The organism is Streptomyces sp. TSRI0281, assembly GCF_001905125.1.
Lineage (GTDB): Bacteria > Actinomycetota > Actinomycetes > Streptomycetales > Streptomycetaceae > Streptomyces.
In genome coordinates this window covers 245788-266834 of sequence record NZ_LWLE01000037.1, presented here as the reverse complement: position 1 = coordinate 266834, position 21047 = coordinate 245788, and the positions used below count along the sequence as shown (strand labels likewise).

Genomic DNA, 21047 nt, shown 5'->3' with positions numbered 1-21047 from the left:
GGAAACCCCCCGAACTAATGGGTGAGCGCAGATCTACCATTAGCCCATGTCCGACACCCGGATCGCCCTCGATCTCGCCCTCACCGTCCGCCACGACGGACAGGGCGGCGTCGGCGACGATCTCCGCACCGCCGCGGACCTCACCCGATGGCTGCACCGCCATCCCGGTCTGCTCGACGCGGCATGGGAGGCCGACGACCGGGCGCTGGCCGCCGTACGGTCGCTGCGCGCCGCGGTCCGGGCACTCTTCGCGCACGCCGTACGCCCCGGCGCCCCCAGCCCCGCCGACGCCGGGCGGCTCCTCCCCGTCGCCGAGGCCCTGGCACGGCTCAACGCCACGGCCGCGGCCGTTCCCACCGTGCCCGTGCTGGCGTGGCCGGAGGCCGGTGAACCCGCCGCCGACGACCGTCCGGCCGCCGGCGGCGGCGCCGGTGCGGACCTCCCGGCCGCGGCTCTCGCCCGCGCGGCCATCCGCTTTCTCGCGGGTCCCGACCGGGCCGCCCTGCGCGCCTGCCAGGCGCCGAGATGCGTGCGCTACTTCGTCAAGGAGCACCCCCGCCAGGAATGGTGCGGCCCGTCCTGCGGTAACCGGGCACGGGTGGCCCGCCACCACGAGCGGCACCGCACGCCCCCCTCGTAGCGTCGCGCGCACGGCGGCGAGCGAGGTCGTCCGGCCCCGACGCATGCCCTCGCGGCCGGGGACCGGACCAGGCTCGACCGTCGTCGGCCGGGCGGGAGTGCCCGCCCTTCGCGGGCCGCCGTCCGCACGGGCCCGGCTCCGCAACGTGAGCCGGGACACGTAACATGTGCGCATGTCCTTCCTCCGTCGCCGTAGCGCCGCCACACCCGCGGGCCCGGACTTCGATGTCCTGGCCATGGACCCGGGGGACTGGCCCGGAAACCTCGGCGCCGGTCTGCTCCCCGCACCCGACGGGAGCTGTCAGGGCGTCTTCCTCCGCTACGACCTCTACGGCGGACGCGGCCCGGCCATGATCATCGGGAACCTCCCGACAGGCTCTCCCGCCCGTGAGACCGAGGAGGGCCAGGTGCCCTTCGAGGTGGCGCAGCTGCTGCTCGCCCTGGAGAACGACGAGCCGATCGAGGTGACGAGCACCGAGGACGTCCCGGTCATGCAGGGGGACAATCTGCTGATCGTCCGACGGGTCAAGCTCTCGGAGAGCCGTATCGCATGCGTGCAGTTCGACCGCAGCGACGGTGTGCTCGTCACCATCGCCAGCTGGGACCGGCCGATCACCGACGATCTGTACGCCCTGCTGAAGCCGCTGCCCGCGGAGCTGTTCCAGCAAGGCTGAAACGTCACTGCTGAGGCCGCCCGCACCGCGTCGGGCGGCCTTCCGCTTTCCCCGGCCGCCGGTTTTCCCGATTCACCTGGCTCCCCGGCCCCGTATCCCTCTCCCCGGCCACTTCCGTCCACGCGCCCGTGACCTCCGTCCAAGGGGCCATTGCGTTCGGTGTCTTGCCGGGCAGTCGTCGGACCTTTACGGTGCTGTGGCATGGCATCCGGGATGACGCGACGCACCACAGTGAAGACGGCGGCCAGCGTAACAAGCGCCCTAACCCTAGGGGTTCCGGCCCTCTCCGGAACAGCGGCAGCAGCCGTTACCTCCGATGAATCGCCGGATGCGGTCCACCGTGACGCATCGGCGGAACTGCCCGCACCGACCCTCTGGTACAGCACCCCCGCTGCGGGCTGGGAGCGGGAGTCGCTCCCCATCGGCGGTGGCGCGCTCGGCGCGAGCGTCTTCGGGACGCTCGCCACCGAACGCCTCACCTTCAACGAGAAGACCCTGTGGACCGGCGGCCCCGGATCGGCGCAGGGATACGACTTCGGCAACTGGACCGCCGCCAGGCCCGACGCCCTCACCGGCGTCCAGGATCGCCTCGACCGGGACGGCTCGCTCGGCCCCGACGATGTCGCCGCCGAGCTCGGCCAGGCGCGCCGCGGCTACGGCGCCTATCAGGTCTTCGGTGATCTGCTGCTCGACCTGCGGGACGCCCCGGCCGCGCCGGACGCCTCCTACCGGCGCGCACTCGACCTCTCCACCGCCCTCGCCACCGTCAGCTACACCCACCAAGGGGCCCACCACACACGGGAGTTCTTCGCCTCCCACCCCGGCCGGATCCTTGCCGGGCGGCTCGCGGCCGACCGGCCCGGCCAGGTCGCCCTCACCCTGCGCTACACCTCGCCGCGCAGCGACTTCACCGCCATCGCCGCCGGGGACCGGCTCACCGTCCGGGGCGCCCTCCAGGAGACAACGGGCTGCGCTTCGAGGCCCAGATCCGGGTCCGTACCAGCGGTGGGAGCGTCACGGCCGGGGCGGACGGGACCCTCACCGTGACCGGTGCCGACAGTGCCTGGTTCGTCCTCGCCGCCGGGACCGACTACACGGACCGCTATCCCGCCTACCGGGGCGAGGACCCGCACCGGGCCGTCACCCAAGCGGTCGACGCCGCGGCCGGGACCTCGTACGAGAAGCTGCGCGAGGACCATGTCCGTGACCACCGGACCCTCTTCGTACGGAGCGGTGGAGATCCTGCCCGCGCTGCCCGCCGCCTGGCCGGACGGTTCGGTCCGGGGCCTGCGGGCGCGCGGCGGCGTCACCGTTGACATCACCTGGGCGGGCGGAGAGCCCACCCGGATCGTCGTCACCGCGAGCCGCACCGGTGAACTGACCCTGCACAGCGGCCTGTTCACCGGTGGTGAGAAGAAAATGAAGGCCCGAGCGGGCGGACGTTACGTGTTCACGGGCTGAGGCATCAGCAAGGAGATCACCCTGGCGGCCGAAGTGCCGATCCCGGTGGGGCCGTTGAGGTGCCACGGGGCTCCGCCCGTACCCGACCGCAGGTCCGCCTCGCCGTAGCGGACGCAGTCGCGGTGCCAGTTCAGAATTCCGGCCAGCCAGTTCTGCAGATCGAGCACATAGGTGTCCAGGATCTCTCGGGCATCGGCATCGAGTGCGAAGTCATCATAGAGGAGCGGCAGTTCGTGCTCGATGACATGCTCGAACTGCCGCAGTCGGCTCTGCATCAGCTCATGCACCATGGACACGGCCGTCGGGTAGTCGACCCCGAAGAAGTTCTGCACGACCAGGACGCAGTTGTGCACCTCGCCCTCGTACTCGATCTCCTTCTGGTAGGAGAAGAGGTCGTTCAGCAGCGTCGCGTAATCGACCGCGGCGTTCTCCAGTGAGCGGATCGGTCCGCTGCGGTAGACATCGGCGGGTACCCGGTCGCCGTGGGACAGCCGGCTCAGCCGCATCGTCATGTCCGCGCCGAACGTGAACCGCCGCATCTCGATGTAGTCGACCGGGTCCGGAATGCGGTTCTGTGCCTGGTTGGTCAGCTCCCAGAGCCAGCTGTCCAGCATGTCGTCCACCGACGTGCGGAACGTGCGCCGCGAAGCCTCGTCCATCGGCCCCGCCGTGCGCGCCCACAGATCGGCGAGCCCGCGCTCCATGGCGTCGGTGGGCTCGGGAACGGGCTTCCCGTCCAGCGGCATGAACAACCGGAGCCGCTCGTTGGCCGCCCATGCCCCGGCCAGGTCGCGGGCCCGCCCGTAGATCACCGGATAGAGGTCGTCGCCGTACGTGCCCCACGTCAGCCAGTTCGACGACAGGTCCAGCTCCTCCGGTGTCGCGTCCGGATCGATGCCGGCCGAGCAGAGCGGCAGGTCGATGTTGCGGGCCCGGCGCTCGTCCCAGACATGCGATCCGGGCCGGCCCGGCAAGGGGCCGAGCATGCCCGTCCGCCGGGCCCACTCGATGTTCCGGTTCCGGGCGCCCGCCAGATGCGGACTCAGCGTGAGGGGGTACGGGAGATCGAAGTCGGGAAGCAGGGAGGGGCCGACATGCTGGAACGGCACATGGGTATGGCTGCGCCGGCGCGCATCCCCCGCCCGGGGAGTGAGGCGGATGGACGCGGCGGCCATGCCCCAGCCGGATTCGGCGGGCCCGGCCGGAACCCCGCCGCCGTTCATGTAGCGGCTGGAGCGCAGGTGCCACTCGTGCCCGCCGGACTGCCAGTCCTGAAGCCCCTTGGTGTACGCGAACACGGCGGAAGCCTCGGTGGGCGTGAGCCCCTTCTCGGCGCAGAGCGGCCCGACTTCGGTGAGCGCCGTGTTCTCGAACTGCTGGAGCCGTGAGGTCAGCAGGTCGTTCACGGCCTCGGCCGCCTCCTGCGTGGTGCACCCGAGGAAGTTCTCAAGGACCAGCACACCATTGCTGTTCTCCTTCTCGTCCTCGACCTCGCGCTGGTACGAGAAGAGGTCGTTGCGCAGATGCACCGCGTCCGAGAAGGCGTCCCGCAACACTCCGAGCGGCCGTGATCCGGCCACCGAGGCCGGGACCTCCGCATCCGCCGCGAACTCCACCAGACCCGCCGACCAGGGCGCGCCGCCGACCTTCCGGCGCATCTCGATGTACTCGACGGGGTTGGCGATCCGACCCTCGTCCATGTTGGAGAGCTCCCACAGGGACTCGTTCAGCAGATGCTCGGTGTTCTCGGCGAACCGGGCCCGCCAGGCGCCCGACATGGACGGCACGGTACGCGCCCACAGATCGGCGAGCCCCGCCTCGACGGGGTTCTCCGGCTCCGGCATACCGTCGGCGAGGTCCGTGGGCATGAAGGCGGGCAGCCGGTCCAGGTACCGTTTCCCGCCCTCCCGGTCCAGCGTCCGTTTGTAGGTCTCCAGGAAATGGTCGTCGAAGAAGAACACCCACACATACCAGTCGGTCACCAGCGACAACGCCTCGGCTGAGCAGTCGGGGTGGGTGTACGCGCACAGCAGCGCGTAGTCGTGCGCCTCCAGGTCCTTCTCCTCCCAGATGCCGGAACCCTCCAGCATCCGCATCCCGCGTGCCCACTCACGGGTGTGACGTCGTGCCTCCTCCAGATGAGGGTTGAGCCGTGCCGGATACGGAACATAGAAGTCCGGGAGAGAGAAGGGCTGTGCCATGGTGCGTCCGGCCTTTCCGAGATTTCCGCGCGGCGCCCGCGCGGACCGTTGGTGTCCGCGCCAGCACTACCCCTCGGCCGTCCGGGGCACGCACAGCGGCAATTAGTCAGATAAACGCGGGTGGGTGGCGAGTGCGGGAAACCGCAGGTCGGAGCATCCGCCAGTGGTCTGGTCCAGTGGCTCATCGAGCCGTCTCCCCGGCACTCTTGACGTGCTATCACCTCACGTCACAGAGTGTGCGCCCATAACGAGGAACGCGGAGATCGCCCAAGGAACGGCTCCTGTACGACCAGCTCCAGGAAGGGTTGTCATGACGTCCAAGCGGAGGACCAGACTCGGGCTCGCCCTGACCGCGGCCGGTGCGCTGAGCGCTGCCCTGCTCGCCCCCGTGGCGCAGGCCGGGGCGGACGGGGTGCGGCCCGAGTGTCCGCGCTCTCTCGCCTGCGACTGGGTCCCGGCGGCCTACCAGCAGACCGGGGACCCGGCCGACAAGGAGACGTACGGCAATTACGACACCGCCGACCGGCCGCACAGCAACAAGATCAAGTTCATCGTCCTCCATGACACCGAAGTGGACTTCGACACCACTCTGAAGATCTTCCAGAACCCGCTGAACAAGACCTCCGCCCACTATGTGGTGCGCTCGTCCGACGGCCATGTCACGCAGATGGTCAAGAACAAGGATGTCGCCTGGCAGGCCGGCAACTGGTACCTCAACACCCACTCCATCGGCATCGAGCAGGAGGGCTTCGCCGCCGAGGGCGCCAAGTGGTACACGCCCGAGATGTACCGCGCGACGGCGAAACTCGTCCGCCACCTCGCCGCGCGGTACGGCATCCCGCTGGACCGTCAGCACATCATCGGCCACGACGGCGTCCCGCCCACCAGCGCCTCCGGGACCAAGAACATGCACTGGGACCCGGGCCCGTACTGGGACTGGAACCGCTTCATGGCGCTGCTCGGCGGGCCCACCGCGCCGACCGCTCCCAGAGGCGCCGAACTCGTCACGGTCAGCGCGGACTTCAAGCGGAACAAGCAGGCGTTCCGCGACTGCGAGAAGGGCGTCGACCTGCCGCGCCAGGGGAGCAGCGCCGTCCCCCTGTACACCGGGCCCTCCACCGGCTCCCCGCTCTTCGCCGATCCGGGCCTGCACCCCGACGGCTCGCCGGGCACCAACTGCGCCGCCGACTGGGGCAGCAAGATCAGCGCCACCCAGCAGGCGGTCGTCGCGGACCGGGCCCCGGGCTGGACCGCGATCTGGTGGTACGGCAAGAAGGCATGGCTGCAGACCCCGGACCGCGCGCGGGTCATCACGCCGACGGCCGGCCACGTCGTGAAGCCGAAGGACGGCAAGGCGGAGGTGCCGGTGTACGGGGTGGCGTACCCGGAGAAGTCCGAATATCCGGCCGGCCACACGGCGCCGGTCGTCGGCAGTCCGCTGGTCTACACGATCAAGAGGGGCCAGGCGTTCCCGGGCGGCGGAGAGGCGCCCACGGGGTACTTCTACGCGCCGACGATCGACTCCTCGAAGCCCTACGACCACACGTACTTCGCGGGCGGTCAGAAGTATGTGACGGTCCAGATCGGACACCGGATCGGCTTCGTGCGGGCCTCGGACGTGGAGGTGGTCCGCGTGCGGTGACGCACGGCGGCGACGCGAGTCCGGTGCGCGGCGGCGAGGTCCGCGGCGGGGGAGCCCGCCGCGGGAGGTCCGTGGCGCGGCGGGGCGGGGTGGCCCCCGCCTGCCGCGCGCCGGACGGTGCTCAGTAGGCGGAGTCGACGTTGTCGATCGAGCCGTAGCGGTCCGCGGCGTAGTTGGCCGCGGCGGTGATGTTGGCGACGGGGTCGGTGAGCTTCTTCGGCGTACCGTTGACGTGGTACGTGTCGAAGGTGGGCTGGATCACCTGGAGGAGCCCCTTGGAGGGCACGCCGTTGCGGGCGTTGATGTCCCAGTCGTTGACCGCGTGCGGGTTGCCGCTGGACTCGCGCATGATGTTGCGGTGCAGCCCCTCGTAGGTGCCGGGGATGCCCTTCGACTTCATGATGTCGAGCGACTCGCGTATCCAGCCGTCCAGGTTGTTCTTGTACTGCTTGGGCGCGGCGGCGGCCTTGCGGTCGGTGGAGCGGTTGGCGCTCTGCTCGGACTTGTGAGCCTTCAGGACGGCGGCCTTCGCGGCCTCCGACTTCGCGGCCGCGGCCTTCCTCGCGGCCGCGTCCTTGGCCACCGCGTCCTTGAGCATCGCGTCCTTGTTCAGCCGGGTGTCGGCGCCGGGGATTCCGGTGGCCCCGGCCGCCTTGACGGCGATGGGCGCGTGCGCTGCCGCGGGCTGCGCATCGCTCGACTCACCGGTGGCGGCGAGCGCGGTGACGGAACCGGCCGCGACGAGCACGGCGGCGGTGATCTTCTGCGATCGGTTGATGCGGACGGTGTTGCGGAGGGTGCTGAGGCGAGGCATGCGGGAGCTCTTCCGGTGGGGGACGGGCGTGGCGGCCTTCGGCGGCGCGGGGTGCAGGAACCGATGGCCCGACCTCGTTCGCCGGATGGCGTGGGTCGCAGGCTCGTTCTCGGTGCTTGCCGGGATCCATGGTTAACGGGCTGAGTACCGGGAGGCAATGACCCCCTTTACTAACCTTCATCGTGAGATAGCGCGGAATACCCCATTTGGCAGCCTATTGCGCCGGAAAACGAGAGGGATGCGCCTACTATCGACCGTCGTATGTGACCGAGGTCCTGTGGCGGGCTTCACCTGGCGGGGCCCGGAAGGGCGCGCCTGCGTGCCGCTCGGTCATCGGGCGTTCACCGAGCGTGGAAGGTGTGACGGGAGGGGGGGATTACCGCGGGAGTTCGGCTGAACGAGAGGTGCCGTACGGCCGCGCGAGGGCCGTGAAAGAGCGGGAGGAAGCCGCGTCGGGCGGATCCGGAAGGCGCGCCTGCCGGGCTCGGAAGCCGAGGCCCGTCAGCGCCCCGCGACCTCCCGGTCCACCTGCTCCACCGACAGCGCGTGCTCGATCGCCAGGATCCCCGCCCCGACCGCCGCCGCGTTCTCGCCCGTCCGGCTGGGCTCGATCCGCAGGACATGCGTGGCCGGCGGGTGCGAGCGCCGGTACACCGCCTCGCGCACCCCCGCGAGCAGCTGGTCGTGCACGGCGGCCAGCGCACCGCCCAGCACCACCGTGTCCGGGTTGAAGAAGTTCACCAGTCCGGCCAGTACCTCGCCCACCGCCCGGCCCGCCTCGCGCACCATCCGTACCGCGTCACGGTTGCCGGACTTCACCAGCCGCACCACATCGCTGCCCGAAGCGGCCTCCAGCCCGAGACCGGTCAGCTTCGCCGCCAGTGACGCACCGCCCGCGACGGCCTCCAGGCAGCCCGAGTTGCCGCACCGGCAGGGGTCATCCAGCTCCGCGACCCGGATATGGCCGATGTCGCCCGCACAGCCCCGCGCCCCCCGGTGCAGCAGGCCGTCGGAGACCATCCCGCAGCCGATACCCGTACCGACCTTGATGTACAGCAGATAGCGGCAGTCGGGGAACGCCCGCCGCTGCTCGGCCAGCGCCATCACGTTCACGTCGTTGTCGACGAGCCGTTCTTCAAGAACGTCGTCCGAGGCGTCGTCATCATCGCGGCCGTCGCCCTGTACGCCCGGCGCCGCCGCACCCCGCAGGGGAGGACCGCATGACCACCGCAGTCAAGACCCCGCCCACCGGCCGCCGCGTCCTGCGCGCCCTCGGCACCGGCACCTCCGTCCATCTGCTGCTCGCCGTACTCCTGGTGGCCCTCGCCCTCACCGACCCCGGGTTCTACGAACCGGACCGCTTCCTCGCCTTCGTCAAGCGCGCGGCCCCTCTCGTCATCCTTGCCGCAGGCCAGTATCTGGTCATCGTCTGCGGCGAGTTCGGCCTGTCCGTCGGAGCGGTCGTCACCGCCGGGGTGGTCGTCGTCGCCGAACTGTACGCCGCCTTCCCCGCCGCACCCTGGTCCCTGGTCACCGCCGTCCTGCTGCTCGCCGGGGCGCTGACCGGACTCGTCAGCGGACTGATCACCACCCTGCTCAGGGTGCCCTCCTTCATCACCACGCTCGGCATGATGCTGATCCTCGAAGGGGCCGTCTTCTTCTGGACGGGCGGCTCCCCGCAGGGCGTTCTGCCCACCGCGTTCCGGCAGCTCGGCGGGGGAACCGCGTTCGGATGGCTGCCCTGGGCCGTGCTCGCCTGCCTCGCAGCAGGAGCGCTCGCGGTGGCACTCATGCGTTCCGACTTCGGCCGCACCCCGCTCGCCACCGGGGACAGTGAACGGACCGCCGCGCTCTCCGGCGTACGGGTCGCCCGCGTCCGCACCATCGCCTTCGTCCTCTCCGGCGTCGCGGCAGCCCTCGCCGCCGTACTCGTCGGCGGGTTCTCCGGAGTCTCCGCGCAGGCGGGCCGGGGCTACGAGTTCGAGGCGATCACCGCCGTCGTCCTCGGCGGGGTCGTGCTCGGCGGCGGCCGGGGCTCCGTCGTCGGGGCGATGGCCGGGGCGTTCTCCCTCCAGGCCGTTGTTCGCCCTGCTCAACCTCCAGGGCGTATCCGGCGCCCTGGAATCGGCCGCGCAAGGCGTCATCGTCATCGCCGCCGTCGGACTCGGCGCGGCCGACCGGTCCCGGCCGCGCCGCCGCCGTACCCCATCCCCGGGAGGGACATCCACATGAGTACGCGACCGACCCGGCACGCCCGCCTCTGCGTCACCGCGGTCCTCGGTGCCGCCCTCCTCGCCGGCTGTACGAGCGATGTGCCCCCCGGCACGCCGGCCGCCGGATCGAGCAGCCCCACCGAGGGCTCCGGCACCGGCGAGCAGTCGGCGTTCTTCGACCGGGCCGAGTACGACCGGCAGCTCGCTCTCGGCAAGGAGACGGCCGAGGGCCCGGCGGACCGGCCCTGGGAGCAGATGCTCCGGCCGGAGCTCGTCGACACCGCGCGGTACCGGAAGAAGGGCTCCGGCGGCCTGTACCTGTGCTTCTCCGAAGCGGGGGTGTTCAACCCCTGGCGGCAGGTCGGGCTGAAGAACATGCGGGCCGAGGTCGCACTCCACAAGGAGATCACCGACTTCACCGTCCTGGACGCCCAGGGCAAGGACGACAAACAGATCTCCGACATCCAGGAACTCCCCGGCCGGGGCTGCGACGGCTGATCGTCTCCCCGAACACCACCGCCACCCTCACCCCCGCCGTGAAGCAGGCCTGCGCGAAGCTGCCCGTCATCGTCTTCGACCGCGGCGTGGAGACGGACTGCGCGGTCACCTTCATCAACCCCATCGGCGGCTACGGATACGGGGCGGCCGCCGCCGACTTCCTGGTGGAGAAGGTCAAGCCGAAGGGCAGGATCCTGGCCCTGCGGATCTCGCCGGGCGTCGACGTGCTGGAGACCCGCTGGTCGGCGGCGAAGCTCGCCTTCGACAGGAGCGGACTCGACGTCGTGGACGTGAAGTTCACCGACGGCGACCGGCTGACCCCCGACCGACCGACTCCTCGGCCCCGACCGGCCCCGACCGGCCCCGGACCCGTCCGGACAACGAACAGCGCGCTGTGGGACCGGTGTGTCGGCACCGGTCCCACAGCGCGCTTCCCCGTCGCCGCGGTCCCCTGACACGGGCCACCGTGCCGTGGCCCGCCCTTCTACCTCGTCCTGTTCACCGTGTGCCGACCGCGGCGCGCACAGCCCGCCGCGCCATGGCGCAGTCGTCGTGCAGCCTGCGCAGCAGCAGCCGCTGCTCCTCGCCCGAGAAATGCGGACCCGGCCGGTCCTGGGCGGAGGCTGCCGGTGCCGTCTCGCGCATGGTGCGCTGCACCGCCGTCTCGTACTGACGGATCTCCCGTGTCAGTACGAGCATCAGATTCACCAGGAACGCGTCGCGTGCCGCGGGGCCCGCGGCCTGCGCCAGCTGGCTGATCTGCCGCCGTGCCACCGGCGCGTCACCGAGTACGGCCCACAGCGTCGCCAGGTCGTAGCCCGGCAGATACCAGCCCGCGTGCTCCCAGTCGACCAGCACCGGGCCGGTGGGCGACAGGAGGATGTTGGAGAGCAGCGCGTCGCCGTGGCAGAACTGCCCCATGCCCTGCCGCCCGCCCGCAACCGCCAGACCGTGCAGCAGCTTCTGCAGATCACCCAGATCACGGTCGGTGAACAGACCCAGCTCGTGATAGCGGGCGATCCGCGAGGCGTAGTCCAGCGGCGCGTCGAACAGCCCGGCGGGCGGCCGCCAGGCGTTGACCCGGCTGATCGCACCGAGCGCGGCCCGCACATCGGCCCGGGGCGGAGCCTCGGACGGATGCCGCGTCAGAGCCGCGACCCGCCCCGGCATCCGCTCGATGACCAGCGTGCAGTTCTCCGGGTCCGCCGCGATCAGCCGGGGCACCCGAACCGGTGGGCGGTGCCGGACGAACGCGCGGTATGCCGCTATTTCGTGCCGGAACCGTTCCGTCCAGGCCGGGGAGTGGTCCAGTAAGCACTTGGCCACGGCGGTCGCGCGGCCGGTGGTGCCGACGATCAGGACGGACCGGCCGCTGCGGCGCATCACCTGGACCGGGTTGAACTCCGGGCAGATGCGCTGCACCGAGACGATGGCCATCCTTACCTGCGCGCCCTGTGGCCCGGACAGGTCGATCCTCCCGCTGAGGGGCCCGGCGACCGGCCCCCCCGCCCGCCGCGGCCGGCCCAGCACCGGCACCGGTGCGCCGGGGTGCGGGGCGAGATACGGACCGCTGCCCGGCCCCATGGGACGGAGCGGCCGGGGCGGGGCGGACACGGAGGACGATGCTGTGTACATGGGCGAGACAGATCCCTTCGCGCGCCGACAGATTACGTGCGCCGCCCCGGCCGGCGGCCGATCGGCACCCTGGGGAGTACCTAGGGCTGCCGGGCGGGGTGGCGCTTTCCTACCTGACACCGCGCCACGGGTGGCAGACCATCTGGCGTGCCCTGGCGAACCCTGGCGAATAGTCGACCGGCATCTGACAGGGGGTTAGTGTCAAGTCAGCCGAGAACCTGGGGGCTTGACGTGACCGGAGAACCCAACACCCGCCTTTCTGACCTGTTCGGCCTGGCCGGCTGGTCCAAGGGCGAACTCGCGAGAATGGTGAACCGGCAGGCGGCGGCCATGGGCCACCCCCAGCTGGCGACCGATACCTCGCGGGTCAGGCGCTGGATCGACATGGGGGAATCCCCCCGTGATCCCGTGCCCGAAGTGCTGGCAGCCCTGTTCACCGAGCGGCTCGGCCGTGTCGTGACCATCGAGGACCTCGGGTTCGGCCGACGCGGGCGTGTGGGGAAACGGCGTGACTCCGGGACGGAACAGAATCCCGACGGATTGCCGTGGGCGCCCGAACGGACGGCAGCGGTCCTCACCGAATTCACGGGAATGGACCTCATGCTCAACCGACGCGGCTTGGTGGGGGCGGGCGCCGCGCTCGCCGCCGGATCAGCCATCACCGGCGCCATGCACGACTGGCTGCACAGCGATCCCGCTCTGGCGGCCGACGCTCCACGTCTCGACGATCCCCTGCACGCCGACCCCGCCGGTCTCGACCGGTACGAGGCCGCTCCGGTCGGGTCCCAGGAGATCGAGGCACTGGAGCACTCGGTCGAGGTGTTCCGCGCCTGGGACGCCGCCCGGGGCGGCGGACTCCAGCGCAAGGCGGTCGTGGGCCAACTCAACGAGGTGGGCGGGATGCTCGCCTACCGCCACCCCGACCATCTGCAGCGGCGACTGTGGGGCGTCGCCGCCAACCTCGCCGTACTCGCGGGCTGGATGTCCCACGACGTCGGTCTCGAACCCACGGCCCAGAAGTACTTCGTCATCGCCGCGCACGCGGCCCGCGAGGGCGGCGACCGGCCACGCGCCGGTGAAGCACTCTCCCGGGCGGCCCGCCAGATGGTGCATCTGGGCCGCCCCGACGAGGCGCTGGACCTGATGAAGCTCGCCAAGTCGGGCTCCGGCGACGAGACACTGCCCCGCACCCAGGCGATGCTGCAGACCATCGAGGCATGGGCGCAGGCGGCCCTGGGGCGCGGACAGGCCATGCGGCGCACCCTGGGCGAGGCCGAGGAACTCTTCGTCTCGGACAAGGGCGATGTGCCGCCGCCGAGTTGGATGCAGATGTTCGACGAGGCGGATATGCACGGCATGCAGGCGCTCGCGTTCCGCACGTTGGCCGAGCACGACCCGGCGGCCGCGACCACGGCCCAGCGCCATGCGAAGGAGGCCCTGGACCTGCGGGGAGACGGTCGCCAGCGGTCCAAGCTCTTCGACTACATCTCGCTCGCCTCTGCCTGCTTCATCGCCGATGACCCGGAGCAGGCCGACCGGTACGCACGGCTCGCCCTCGTGTCGATGGGGGAGACCTCCTCGCACCGCACCTGGGACAGGCTCCGCGAGATGTACCGGCTGACCGGCCGGTTCGCGGGTTCCGCCAGGATTCAGGACCTGCGCGAGGAGATCGAGCTCGTGCTGCCGCAGAGGGCGGCGAAGAAGGTCAGGGGTACCCAGATCTGATCCGAGGCGCTGCCGGGCAGCGGCGCCCCCGTCCTCCGTACAACCGCCCCGTGTCCATCCGTCCGGCGTCCACTCACCGATTCCCCGCACCGGCGGGCGTCACATCGTCGTGCGCTCCGTCATGCCCCGATGCGGGCGATCAGCACACACGCGTCGTCCGGACGCTCGGTCCCGCCGAACCCCTCGACGACGGTCCGTACGCAGTCCTGTGCCGTGCGGGCGTGGGCGAACCTCGGTGCGAGATCGAGCAGCGCTTCCGGGCCCGCACCCCGGTCGCCGCGCCGCGTCAGCCCGTCGGTGTGCAGGACCAGCACATCGCCGGGCAGCAGCGGCACGTCCTCCTGCTCGTAGGCGACCCCGGACGCCGCACCGAGCAGAACCCCGTCCGGCGGGGGCAGGGGGCGCCCCGTTCCGTTGCGGAAGAGCAGCGGGGCGGGGTGTCCTGCCTGCGCCCACGAGAGAACGCCGGTCGCGGGGTCGAAGCGACAGCACAGCGCACTGCCCAGTGCGGGCTGCATCGACGATTCGAGCAGCTGGTTGAGATGGCCCATCAGGGGACCGGGTCCGATGCCGGCCACCGCCATGCCGCGCAGGGCGCCGAGCATCATCGCCATGGCCGAGGTGGCCGGGATGCCGTGGCCGGTCAGATCGCCGACGGTGAGCAGTGTCCTGCCGTCCGGCAGCTCCATGGCGTCGTACCAGTCGCCGCCGATGAGATCGCTCGACTCCGACGGCAGATGGTGGGCCGCGATGTCCATCGCGCCGGGGCCCTGCCGGGGGAGCCGTAACGATCCGCGCCACGGAGGCAGCACCGCCTCCCGGAGTTCGAGGGCCAGCCGGTGCTCGGTCCGGACGATGTGGTCCTGGCGGCGCACCGAATCACGGTTCCGGCCGACCGTCCGCTCACTGCGGCGCAGCTCGCTGACGTCACGCAGGACCGCCCACATGGAGGCGGTGCAGCCTTCCGCGTCGAGGACGGGCTCACCCATCATGTGCAGGGTCCGCATCCGGCCGTCCGGCCGCAGGATACGGAACTCCCCGTCTATCGGCCGTCCGTCGACGAGGCAGTCCGTCACCATCGAGGTCAGCGACGGCTGGTCCTCGGGGAGAAGGACGGAGGGCAGTTCGTCCAGCGACAGCGGTCCCGTCCCGGGCGGCCTGCCGAAGATGCGGTACAGCTCGTCGGACCAGCTGACCTCGTCGGTCAGGAGGTTCCATTCGGCGCTGCCGACCCTGCTCAGCAGTGAACCGGGCGGCGTTTCGGGTAAGGCGTACCGGCCGGACGCGGCGGCGGAGCCGGAGGCCGGTGCGGCGTCCCCGGTGCTCTGCGTGGGCACCCCCGCCCGCAGCTGTCCCAGGTGGGCGTCGAGATCGTCGAGATGCTGGACCGCGAGTTCGCACAGGGCGCGCCGCCAGCGCAGCTGCGGGTCGTCCTCGTCGACGATCACGGCGTCCCGCCGCACGGCGTCCACGTCTCCGCGCAGCCGACGGGTCCGGTGGATCAACGCGTCGACGGCATCGTGCTCGGGCGGCTGTGGTGCGGGGCGCTCCGCGAACAGATGGGAGGGCATCTCTACTCCGATACAGGCGCGGCGCGGCCAGTTCTGAGGGGTGGGCCGAAGACGACTGTGGCACAGGCTGCGGCAGCCCGTAAGGGATTTGGCAACACTCGATACGTTGTTGCATCCGGCATATGCCATGGGCTGTGTGGGGCGATGGCTCGCCGAACACCCTTGCCTTTGCAGGGATGTTGACGCAAGTCGCCCGGCGTGCGCGGCCGCTGTGCGCGCCCGCGTGCGAGGTTCCCGCGCGGTGTGCGCGAGGGGGGTCGGGGCATATGCCGTCGGCGGGACGGGTGAGGCGGACGGGATGCCTGAGGCGCGGGAGCGGTGCGCGGGAATGCGGGCGGACCCTCCCGCGTTACGACACCAGAACGAAAACGACACCCATTCCCGATACGGGGGCGGGGTCGACGCACACGCCGGGAGGCGCCCATGGCACGCAGTGAGGTCAGGCCCGTCGTCACACTCCGTTCGACGGCCGGAACAGGCCTGAGCTATGTGACGCGCAAGAACCGCCGCAACAACCCGGACCGACTGGAACTGCGCAAGTTCGACCCGGTCGCGAGGAAGCACGTCCTCTTCCGCGAGGTCCGCTGACCGTCGGGGAAGCACGCGCCCGTACACCCGCCACCGCGCCCGCGGTGAGGAAGGAACGCATCCATGAAGTCCCGTATCCACCCCGTCTCCCGCCCCGTGGTCTTCCGCGACCGCGCTGCCGGAGTGGCCTTCCTGACCCGTTCGACCGCTGACGCCGAGCAGCGGGTGGAGTGGGAGGACGGCAACACCTATCCCGTCATCGACGTGGAGACCTCGTCCGCGAGCCACCCGTTCTACACCGGCGCAGGCCAGGTGCTGGACACGGCGGGTCGCGTCGAGCGGTTCCGCCGCCGCTACGGAAACGCCGCGACGGCCGGAAACTGACGCGAGCCGGGAGTGCCGTGCCCTGGATCACACGCAGGGTCCGGATTCCCGGGAACACGTCCGGATGGTTTATCGTTCATCTATCAGTGGGTGTGAGGGGGACAGTGTCCCCGGGCCTCACCTGTAGCCCATGGGGAAGATCGTTCGGCTGAAGCCCCATGGAGCCCTCCGCCGAGAGGCGACCGCCCTTCACTCCCACGCACAGGCCGCCCCGGCCGGATTCCCCCGATCCGGCCGGGGCTTCTCCATGCGGTCACACGGTCTCGTGGAGATCCTTCGCGTAGTGCTCGATGGCGCGCCGGTAGCGCTGCACGGAGCGGTCGTCGCTGGTCGAGGCGAGCAGCTCCAGCAGAATGCGCATCGCCTCGTGGTGCTCATCGGTGTTGAACAGGGCCATGGAGAGGAAGGTCCTCAGCGCACCGTCGTCGGGGAACTCCGCCACGCCCCGCCGGAGCGTTTCGACCGCCTGGCCGTATCTGCCCAGCACGCGGTAGGTGCTGCCGAGGCCGAGAAGCGCGCCGCGGCGGTCCTCGGCGGCAAGTGCCGTGTCCCGCAGGCACCGCTCGTAGTACGGCACCGCCTCGGCCTCCAGGCCGAGCACATCGTGGACCCAGGCGGTCTGGTACGCGACCTCGGCGTCGTCCGGGAATTCCGCCGTGAGGGCGAGGAGGCGTTCCCTGGCCTCCTCGGGGCGGCCGTCGGCGCGCAGTCGTACGGCCTCGGCCAGCAGGGCGTCCCTGTCACGTGAGTTCATACGGTCATCGTCGCAGGCGGAATCCCGCCACTTCGCCCCAGGTGTGTCCCCGGATGCCGGGGGCACCCGTCCGCCATGACTCCAGAGACGAATCGTGGTGCACGCCCAGCGGGAGGGTGGCGGGTCCTGCTGCGTGCGACCGTGCTGGTGGTCGCCTTCCTGGGACTGGTGGCCTTCTCCGTCCTCCTGGCGAAGGTGACGCTGACACCGTCGCCCGCGTCCGAGGATCTCGTCACCTCGAATCTGCGGCCCGGGAGGTCGCTGCGGCAGTACGCCGAGGACTACACGTTCCTCGCCGCCTGCAAGCAGGCGGGCGGAAACCTGCTGCTGGGCGTGCCCTTCGGTGTGCTGCTGCCGATCGTCGTGCCGCGCCGGCTCCGGATGATCCGTATGACCTTCCTGACCGTCCTGGTCGTGATCGCCGTCGAACTGGTGCAGGGCGCGCTGGTCGCCGGACGGGCCTTCGACATCGACGACGTGATCCTCAATACGGCGGGTGCGCTGCTGGGCTACCTCCTGCTCGGGCGCCGGCTCAGCCACCGCTACCACGTGTTCGCGGCGGGCGAGGGAGAGGCGCGGACGGAGCGGACGGACAGCAAGGGTCGGGAGAAGCGGACACAGGCCAACGGGAAGGCACGGACGCGGACCAACGGGAAGGCGGGGAGCCAGGTCAAGGCGAAGGCGGGGAGCCAGGCCAAAGGGAAGGCGCGGACTCAGGCCAAGGGGAATGCCGGGGTGCAGGCCAAGGGGAAGGCGGGGGCGGCGGGGTCCAGGGGCGCGAAGGCCCGCGCCGGTGCGGCGGCGCGGGCCCGGCGCGGGCGTGAGCTGATCGCCCGGCTCTGCGGGCGCCGACCGGTGCCGGGCGGGGAAGCGCCCGGCACCGGACGTCGCACTAGAGCGCCGGGTGGGCGTTCTTCATGAGCTCCTGGAACTGGGCGGAGAACCACTGCCCGGAGAGCGGGGCGTCCGGCAGCGCGCCCGACATGTTGTTGCCGTTGCGGACGTTGCCCGGGTACGTCGGGTCACACATCCGGTCGAATCCCTTGCCCTCCCCGTTCGGGATCTCCTTGCTGGAGCCGTCGGACTCACCCGGCGGCTTCATCCAGACGTACGCGTCGACCCCCGCCTCGGGCGCCGCCTGCGGCCGCTCACCGAGGCCGGCTCCGGACTGGTTGCACCAGTTGCCGAGGTGGATACGCCGGTCGTAGCGGCCGCCGTCGACGTACGTGTCCACGCTGGTGGTCGCGCCGGGTCCGGTCGGCCGGGCCGTGCCGCCCCAGCCGTTGCGGGAGGTGTCGATCAGCATGCCGATATGCGTGTCGAAGCCGATGGAGACGAGTCGGGTGCGGAAGGCCTGGGCGAAGGACAGCTCGTCGGTGTAGCGGTTCCAGTCGACCCACTTCGACTGGCGTACGGACGTTCCGTTGACGGAGTCGCCGATGGCGAAGTGCTCCTCCTTGAGCGCGCTGTAGTTGGCCGTGTTGGTGATGAAGCCGTGTACGTCGCCGACCGTGGCGCCCTCGGCGGTGGCCGCCTGCTTGAAGGTGTCGGCGGACGCGGCGAAGTTGTCGTCCCAGCCGATCCAGCCGTGGTGTCCGGCGTCGATGTAGTTGTAGACGTTGGACACGTCGCCGAGCTTGTTCAGGGCGTAGCCGACGCCCTTCGCGTAGTTCCCGTTGGCCTTCATCGTGTCGCAGGCCGGGGTGGCGGTCGGGCGGCTGCCGGTGTTGGTGACCAGGTTCGGCAGCGAGTCGATCTCGACCGTGGTGACGATGCGCAGCCCCGCGTACTTCGCGTCGCCCAGGATCGCCGCTATCGGGTCGATGTACTCCGTCCTGTACCGTCCCAGGTCGTTCGGCCCGAGCTCGCCGTTGGAGGCGAGCGCCGCGCAGTCCCGGCCGGGCAGGTTATAGATGACGAGCTGGACGACGAGTTCGCCGTTGCCCTTCTGGGCCAGCGCCTCGTCCAGGTGGTCGCGCAGCCCCATTCCGCCGTTGACGCCCTCGATCGCGGCGATGCGGTCGAGCCAGACCCCCGTGGGCTCGTCGGCGATCCGGGAGCCGCCGGGCTCGGCGGACGCCTTCGCCGCCCACTCCGGGTTCACATAGACCTGCGCGCCGGCGTACGGGTTGTCGACGCGGTCACCGGGCCCGGTGGGATCGGTGGGGTCGACCGGGCCCGTGGGGTCGCCGTTGCACGTCACGCCGTTCAGCTTGAACGTCGCGGGGACGGTGCTGTTTCCGCCGGCCGTCGCGTTGAAGCCGAAGGAGGCCGAGGCGCCTGAGGCGAGGGCGCCGTTGTACGAGACGTTCTTCGCGGTGACGGCCGTGCCGCTCTGCGAGACGGCCGCGTTCCAGCCCTGGGTGACCTGCTCGCCACCGGCGAACGTCCACTCCAACTGCCAGCCGGAGAGCGCCGCGCCGTTGTTGGTGACGCTGACGGCGCTGGTGAACCCGCCGTTCCACTGGTTCTGGATCGTGTAGTCGACGGTGCACCCGGCCGCCGCGGCGGAGGCCCCGTGGGGATCGGAGGCGGCGGCGGTGCCCGCTGCCGCGGCGACGAGTGCCGCCGCGGCGAGGAGTGACGTACGTGATCGGCGCAAGGTGGTGCGGCTCGTGCGGCTCATACGAATTCCGTTTCCTCAGCTGTCGAGGGCGCGCAGATGATCACGCAGCCCGATTCCGTACGGGTGGGGGTTCCTTCGTAGTCGCTGATCAAGGACGGGCCCGAGGAGCAGTCCCAGGTGTTCCAGGTCCATCCGAGAGAGGAGAGTCCGCGGTCGTCGAACCACCGCATGACCCGGTCGGCGAAGTTGTGGGAGCAGGTGTTCTCGCCGATCTCGCCTGCGACGAGGGGGACTTCGGCGGCGACCGGCGCGAGCGTGGAGTTCCAGCAGTCCTCGTTCGCGCAGACATCGAAGTTGTAGAGGTGCCAGGCGGCGGCGAGATTGCCCGCCGGGTCCAGGGGCCGGTGCCGGATCCACTGGCCGAGGTCGTTGGAGTACGCGAGTCCGCCGGCCAGGATCAGGTTCCCGGCGCCGGTCGCCCGTACCGCGTCGACCAGATCCTGCATGCCCGCGACCTCGTACCCGATGCCCGGGCAGGTGCCACCGTCCCGCCAGCAGGTCCATGCCTGGTCGAGGGTGGGCATGGCGCGGTCCGGATACGGCTCGTTGAACAGGTCGAACACCACGGTCGGGTCGTCCTTGAACGTCGAGGCGACCGAGGACCAGAAGTCCGGGGTGTACCGCGCGTCCGGCATCGGCTTCTGGCAGCTCGCGTGCACATCGGAGCAGCCCGCCGAGTTGCCCGTGTACTGGCCCCAGGACCAGTGCAGTTCGACCATGGGGGTCATGCCGTGGTCCTGGACCCGTTGGACGAGGTCCTTCACGGCATTGATGTAGTGGGTGCCCGCGTACCGCGGGTCGATGTTGTCCAGGCCCAGCCAGCACTCCTCGTTCAGGGGGATACGGACGGTATTGGCCTTCCAGTCGGCGATCGCCCTTACCGAGGCGTCGTCGACCGGGCCGTCGAAGATGCCATGGCCCTGTACGCACATGAACTCTCCGCCGGAGCGGTTGACGCCGAGCATGCGCCGGGTGGCGCCGGACTCGTCGACGAGCTTGTTGCCGGACACCTTCAGTACGGGCGGCCCGGCGGTGGGGTCGGGGGGATCGGTGGGGTCGGTCGGGTCCGGGCCGGGATCCGTGGTGCAGAGGGTGCCGTTGAGCGTGAACGTGGCGGGAGGGGAGCCGGCTCCGGACCCCGAGACCAGGAATCCCGCGGTGACGCTCGCCCCGGTGGCGAGCGTGGCGTTCCACGTCTCGTTCGACGCGGTGACCACTCTGCCCGACTGCGACCACCGGGCATTCCAGCCCCCGGTCACCGTCCCGTTGCCGGGCAGAGCGAACTCCAGATCCCAACTGCCCACGGAGGGACCCAGGTTGGTGAGTGTCACCGCTCCCTGGAAACCGCCGTCCCACTGGTTGGCGGCTGTGTACTCCACCGCGCAGACAGGGGCGGATCCGGAAGCGGGGACCACGGGTCCGACGACGATGCCGGCCGCGGTGAGCACTGCTCCGAGGAGCAGCCGGAACAGGTGCCGTACGTGCGGTAAGCGCGGGGGATGTCGCATGAGCGACTCCTTGCAGTTCGGATGTGTCCCCTACGACACATCGACTGATGGAACCGCTCCCACTGGTGTGGCATGACGTTAGAGCGTCATGAGGTGTCGGTCAACACACGCGTTCTGAGCTGTCGCTATCGAATTTATTCGACTCTTCAACTCTCTTGACTCCCCTTTTCTCCG

Annotated in this window: 16 protein-coding genes and 3 pseudogenes; 11 read left to right on the top strand and 8 right to left on the bottom strand. The window is 70.6% G+C overall.

Annotated elements, in window-relative coordinates; all coding sequences use genetic code 11:
- Window positions 1-46: 46 nt before the first annotated feature.
- From A6A29_RS40170 to A6A29_RS46085, 4 genes are all read left to right on the top strand, one after another.
- Window positions 47-640 (top strand): CGNR zinc finger domain-containing protein, encoded by a 594-nt coding sequence (locus A6A29_RS40170; protein ID WP_073728596.1) that lies wholly within the window; start codon window positions 47-49, stop codon window positions 638-640.
- Between the two features lie 172 nt (window positions 641-812).
- Window positions 813-1313, top strand: coding sequence for a hypothetical protein (locus tag A6A29_RS40165; RefSeq protein WP_073728595.1), 501 nt, complete (start codon window positions 813-815; stop codon window positions 1311-1313).
- Between the two features lie 201 nt (window positions 1314-1514).
- Complete coding sequence (locus A6A29_RS40160; protein WP_241838825.1) at window positions 1515-2360, top strand: glycoside hydrolase family 95 protein; 846 nt, start codon at window positions 1515-1517, stop codon at window positions 2358-2360.
- Window positions 2361-2516: 156 nt separating this feature from the next.
- On the top strand, window positions 2517-2774 hold the full coding sequence (locus A6A29_RS46085) for a glycoside hydrolase family 95-like protein (protein WP_198953577.1): 258 nt from the start codon (window positions 2517-2519) through the stop codon (window positions 2772-2774).
- On the opposite strand, the gene A6A29_RS40145 is transcribed toward A6A29_RS46085, so the two are convergent.
- Complete coding sequence (locus tag A6A29_RS40145; RefSeq protein WP_073728591.1) at window positions 2756-4975, bottom strand: terpene synthase family protein; 2220 nt, start codon at window positions 4973-4975, stop codon at window positions 2756-2758. The two genes, A6A29_RS46085 and A6A29_RS40145, sit on opposite strands and share 19 nt — an antisense overlap.
- 310 nt (window positions 4976-5285) lie before the next feature.
- Here A6A29_RS40145 and A6A29_RS40140 point away from each other — a divergent pair, with 310 nt between their 5' ends.
- The gene (locus A6A29_RS40140; protein WP_073728590.1) at window positions 5286-6617 is read left to right on the top strand and encodes an N-acetylmuramoyl-L-alanine amidase; all 1332 of its coding nucleotides are present in this window, start codon (window positions 5286-5288) and stop codon (window positions 6615-6617) included.
- 121 nt (window positions 6618-6738) lie between these two features.
- On the opposite strand, the gene A6A29_RS40135 is transcribed toward A6A29_RS40140, so the two are convergent.
- Together A6A29_RS40135 and A6A29_RS40130 are read right to left on the bottom strand one after the other, a co-directional pair.
- Complete coding sequence (locus A6A29_RS40135; RefSeq protein WP_073728589.1) at window positions 6739-7431, bottom strand: transglycosylase SLT domain-containing protein; 693 nt, start codon at window positions 7429-7431, stop codon at window positions 6739-6741.
- A 501-nt stretch (window positions 7432-7932) separates the two neighbouring features.
- On the bottom strand, window positions 7933-8535 hold the full coding sequence (locus tag A6A29_RS40130; protein ID WP_241838843.1) for an ROK family protein: 603 nt from the start codon (window positions 8533-8535) through the stop codon (window positions 7933-7935).
- A 116-nt stretch (window positions 8536-8651) separates the two neighbouring features.
- Between A6A29_RS40130 and A6A29_RS40125 the strand changes: the two are divergent.
- Both A6A29_RS40125 and A6A29_RS40120 read left to right on the top strand, forming a co-directional pair.
- Window positions 8652-9663, top strand: a pseudogene (locus tag A6A29_RS40125) (ABC transporter permease).
- A pseudogene (locus A6A29_RS40120) lies at window positions 9660-10453 on the top strand (substrate-binding domain-containing protein); the annotation flags it as partial. The pseudogenes A6A29_RS40125 and A6A29_RS40120, both read left to right, overlap by 4 nt.
- Before the next feature lie 187 nt (window positions 10454-10640).
- On the opposite strand, the gene A6A29_RS40115 reads toward A6A29_RS40120, so the two are convergent.
- Window positions 10641-11777, bottom strand: a complete 1137-nt coding sequence (locus A6A29_RS40115) for an aminoglycoside phosphotransferase family protein (protein WP_073728588.1) — start codon at window positions 11775-11777, stop codon at window positions 10641-10643.
- 231 nt (window positions 11778-12008) lie between these two features.
- Here A6A29_RS40115 and A6A29_RS40110 point away from each other — a divergent pair, with 231 nt between their 5' ends.
- Window positions 12009-13502, top strand: a complete 1494-nt coding sequence (locus A6A29_RS40110; RefSeq protein WP_073728587.1) for a DNA-binding protein NsdB — start codon at window positions 12009-12011, stop codon at window positions 13500-13502.
- A gap of 119 nt (window positions 13503-13621) precedes the next feature.
- On the opposite strand, the gene A6A29_RS40105 is transcribed toward A6A29_RS40110, so the two are convergent.
- On the bottom strand, window positions 13622-15073 hold the full coding sequence (locus A6A29_RS40105) for a PP2C family protein-serine/threonine phosphatase (protein ID WP_073728586.1): 1452 nt from the start codon (window positions 15071-15073) through the stop codon (window positions 13622-13624).
- Between the two features lie 423 nt (window positions 15074-15496).
- On the opposite strand from A6A29_RS40105, the gene rpmG reads away from it, so the two are divergent.
- Both rpmG and A6A29_RS40095 read left to right on the top strand, forming a co-directional pair.
- Window positions 15497-15661 carry a 50S ribosomal protein L33 gene (gene rpmG, locus A6A29_RS40100; RefSeq protein WP_073728585.1) on the top strand — a complete coding sequence of 55 codons (165 nt, stop codon included), beginning with the start codon at window positions 15497-15499 and terminating at the stop codon, window positions 15659-15661.
- Window positions 15662-15724: 63 nt separating this feature from the next.
- Window positions 15725-15985: a type B 50S ribosomal protein L31 gene (locus tag A6A29_RS40095; RefSeq protein ID WP_073728584.1), complete on the top strand. Its 261-nt coding sequence runs from the start codon at window positions 15725-15727 to the stop codon at window positions 15983-15985.
- A gap of 253 nt (window positions 15986-16238) precedes the next feature.
- Here the strand turns inward: A6A29_RS40095 and A6A29_RS40090 are convergent, their stop codons facing one another.
- Window positions 16239-16739: a tetratricopeptide repeat protein gene (locus A6A29_RS40090; protein WP_073728583.1), complete on the bottom strand. Its 501-nt coding sequence runs from the start codon at window positions 16737-16739 to the stop codon at window positions 16239-16241.
- Between the two features lie 75 nt (window positions 16740-16814).
- Between A6A29_RS40090 and A6A29_RS40085 the strand changes: the two genes are divergently transcribed.
- Window positions 16815-17660, top strand: coding sequence for a VanZ family protein (locus tag A6A29_RS40085; RefSeq protein WP_073728582.1), 846 nt, complete (start codon window positions 16815-16817; stop codon window positions 17658-17660).
- Here the strand turns inward: A6A29_RS40085 and A6A29_RS40080 are convergent.
- Together A6A29_RS40080 and A6A29_RS40075 are read right to left on the bottom strand one after the other, a co-directional pair.
- The gene (locus A6A29_RS40080) at window positions 17632-19365 is read right to left on the bottom strand and encodes a glycoside hydrolase family 6 protein (protein ID WP_274535859.1); all 1734 of its coding nucleotides are present in this window, start codon (window positions 19363-19365) and stop codon (window positions 17632-17634) included. The genes A6A29_RS40085 and A6A29_RS40080 overlap by 29 nt on opposite strands.
- 15 nt (window positions 19366-19380) lie before the next feature.
- A pseudogene (locus A6A29_RS40075) lies at window positions 19381-20873 on the bottom strand (cellulase family glycosylhydrolase).
- Between the last annotated feature and the right edge of the window lie 174 nt (window positions 20874-21047).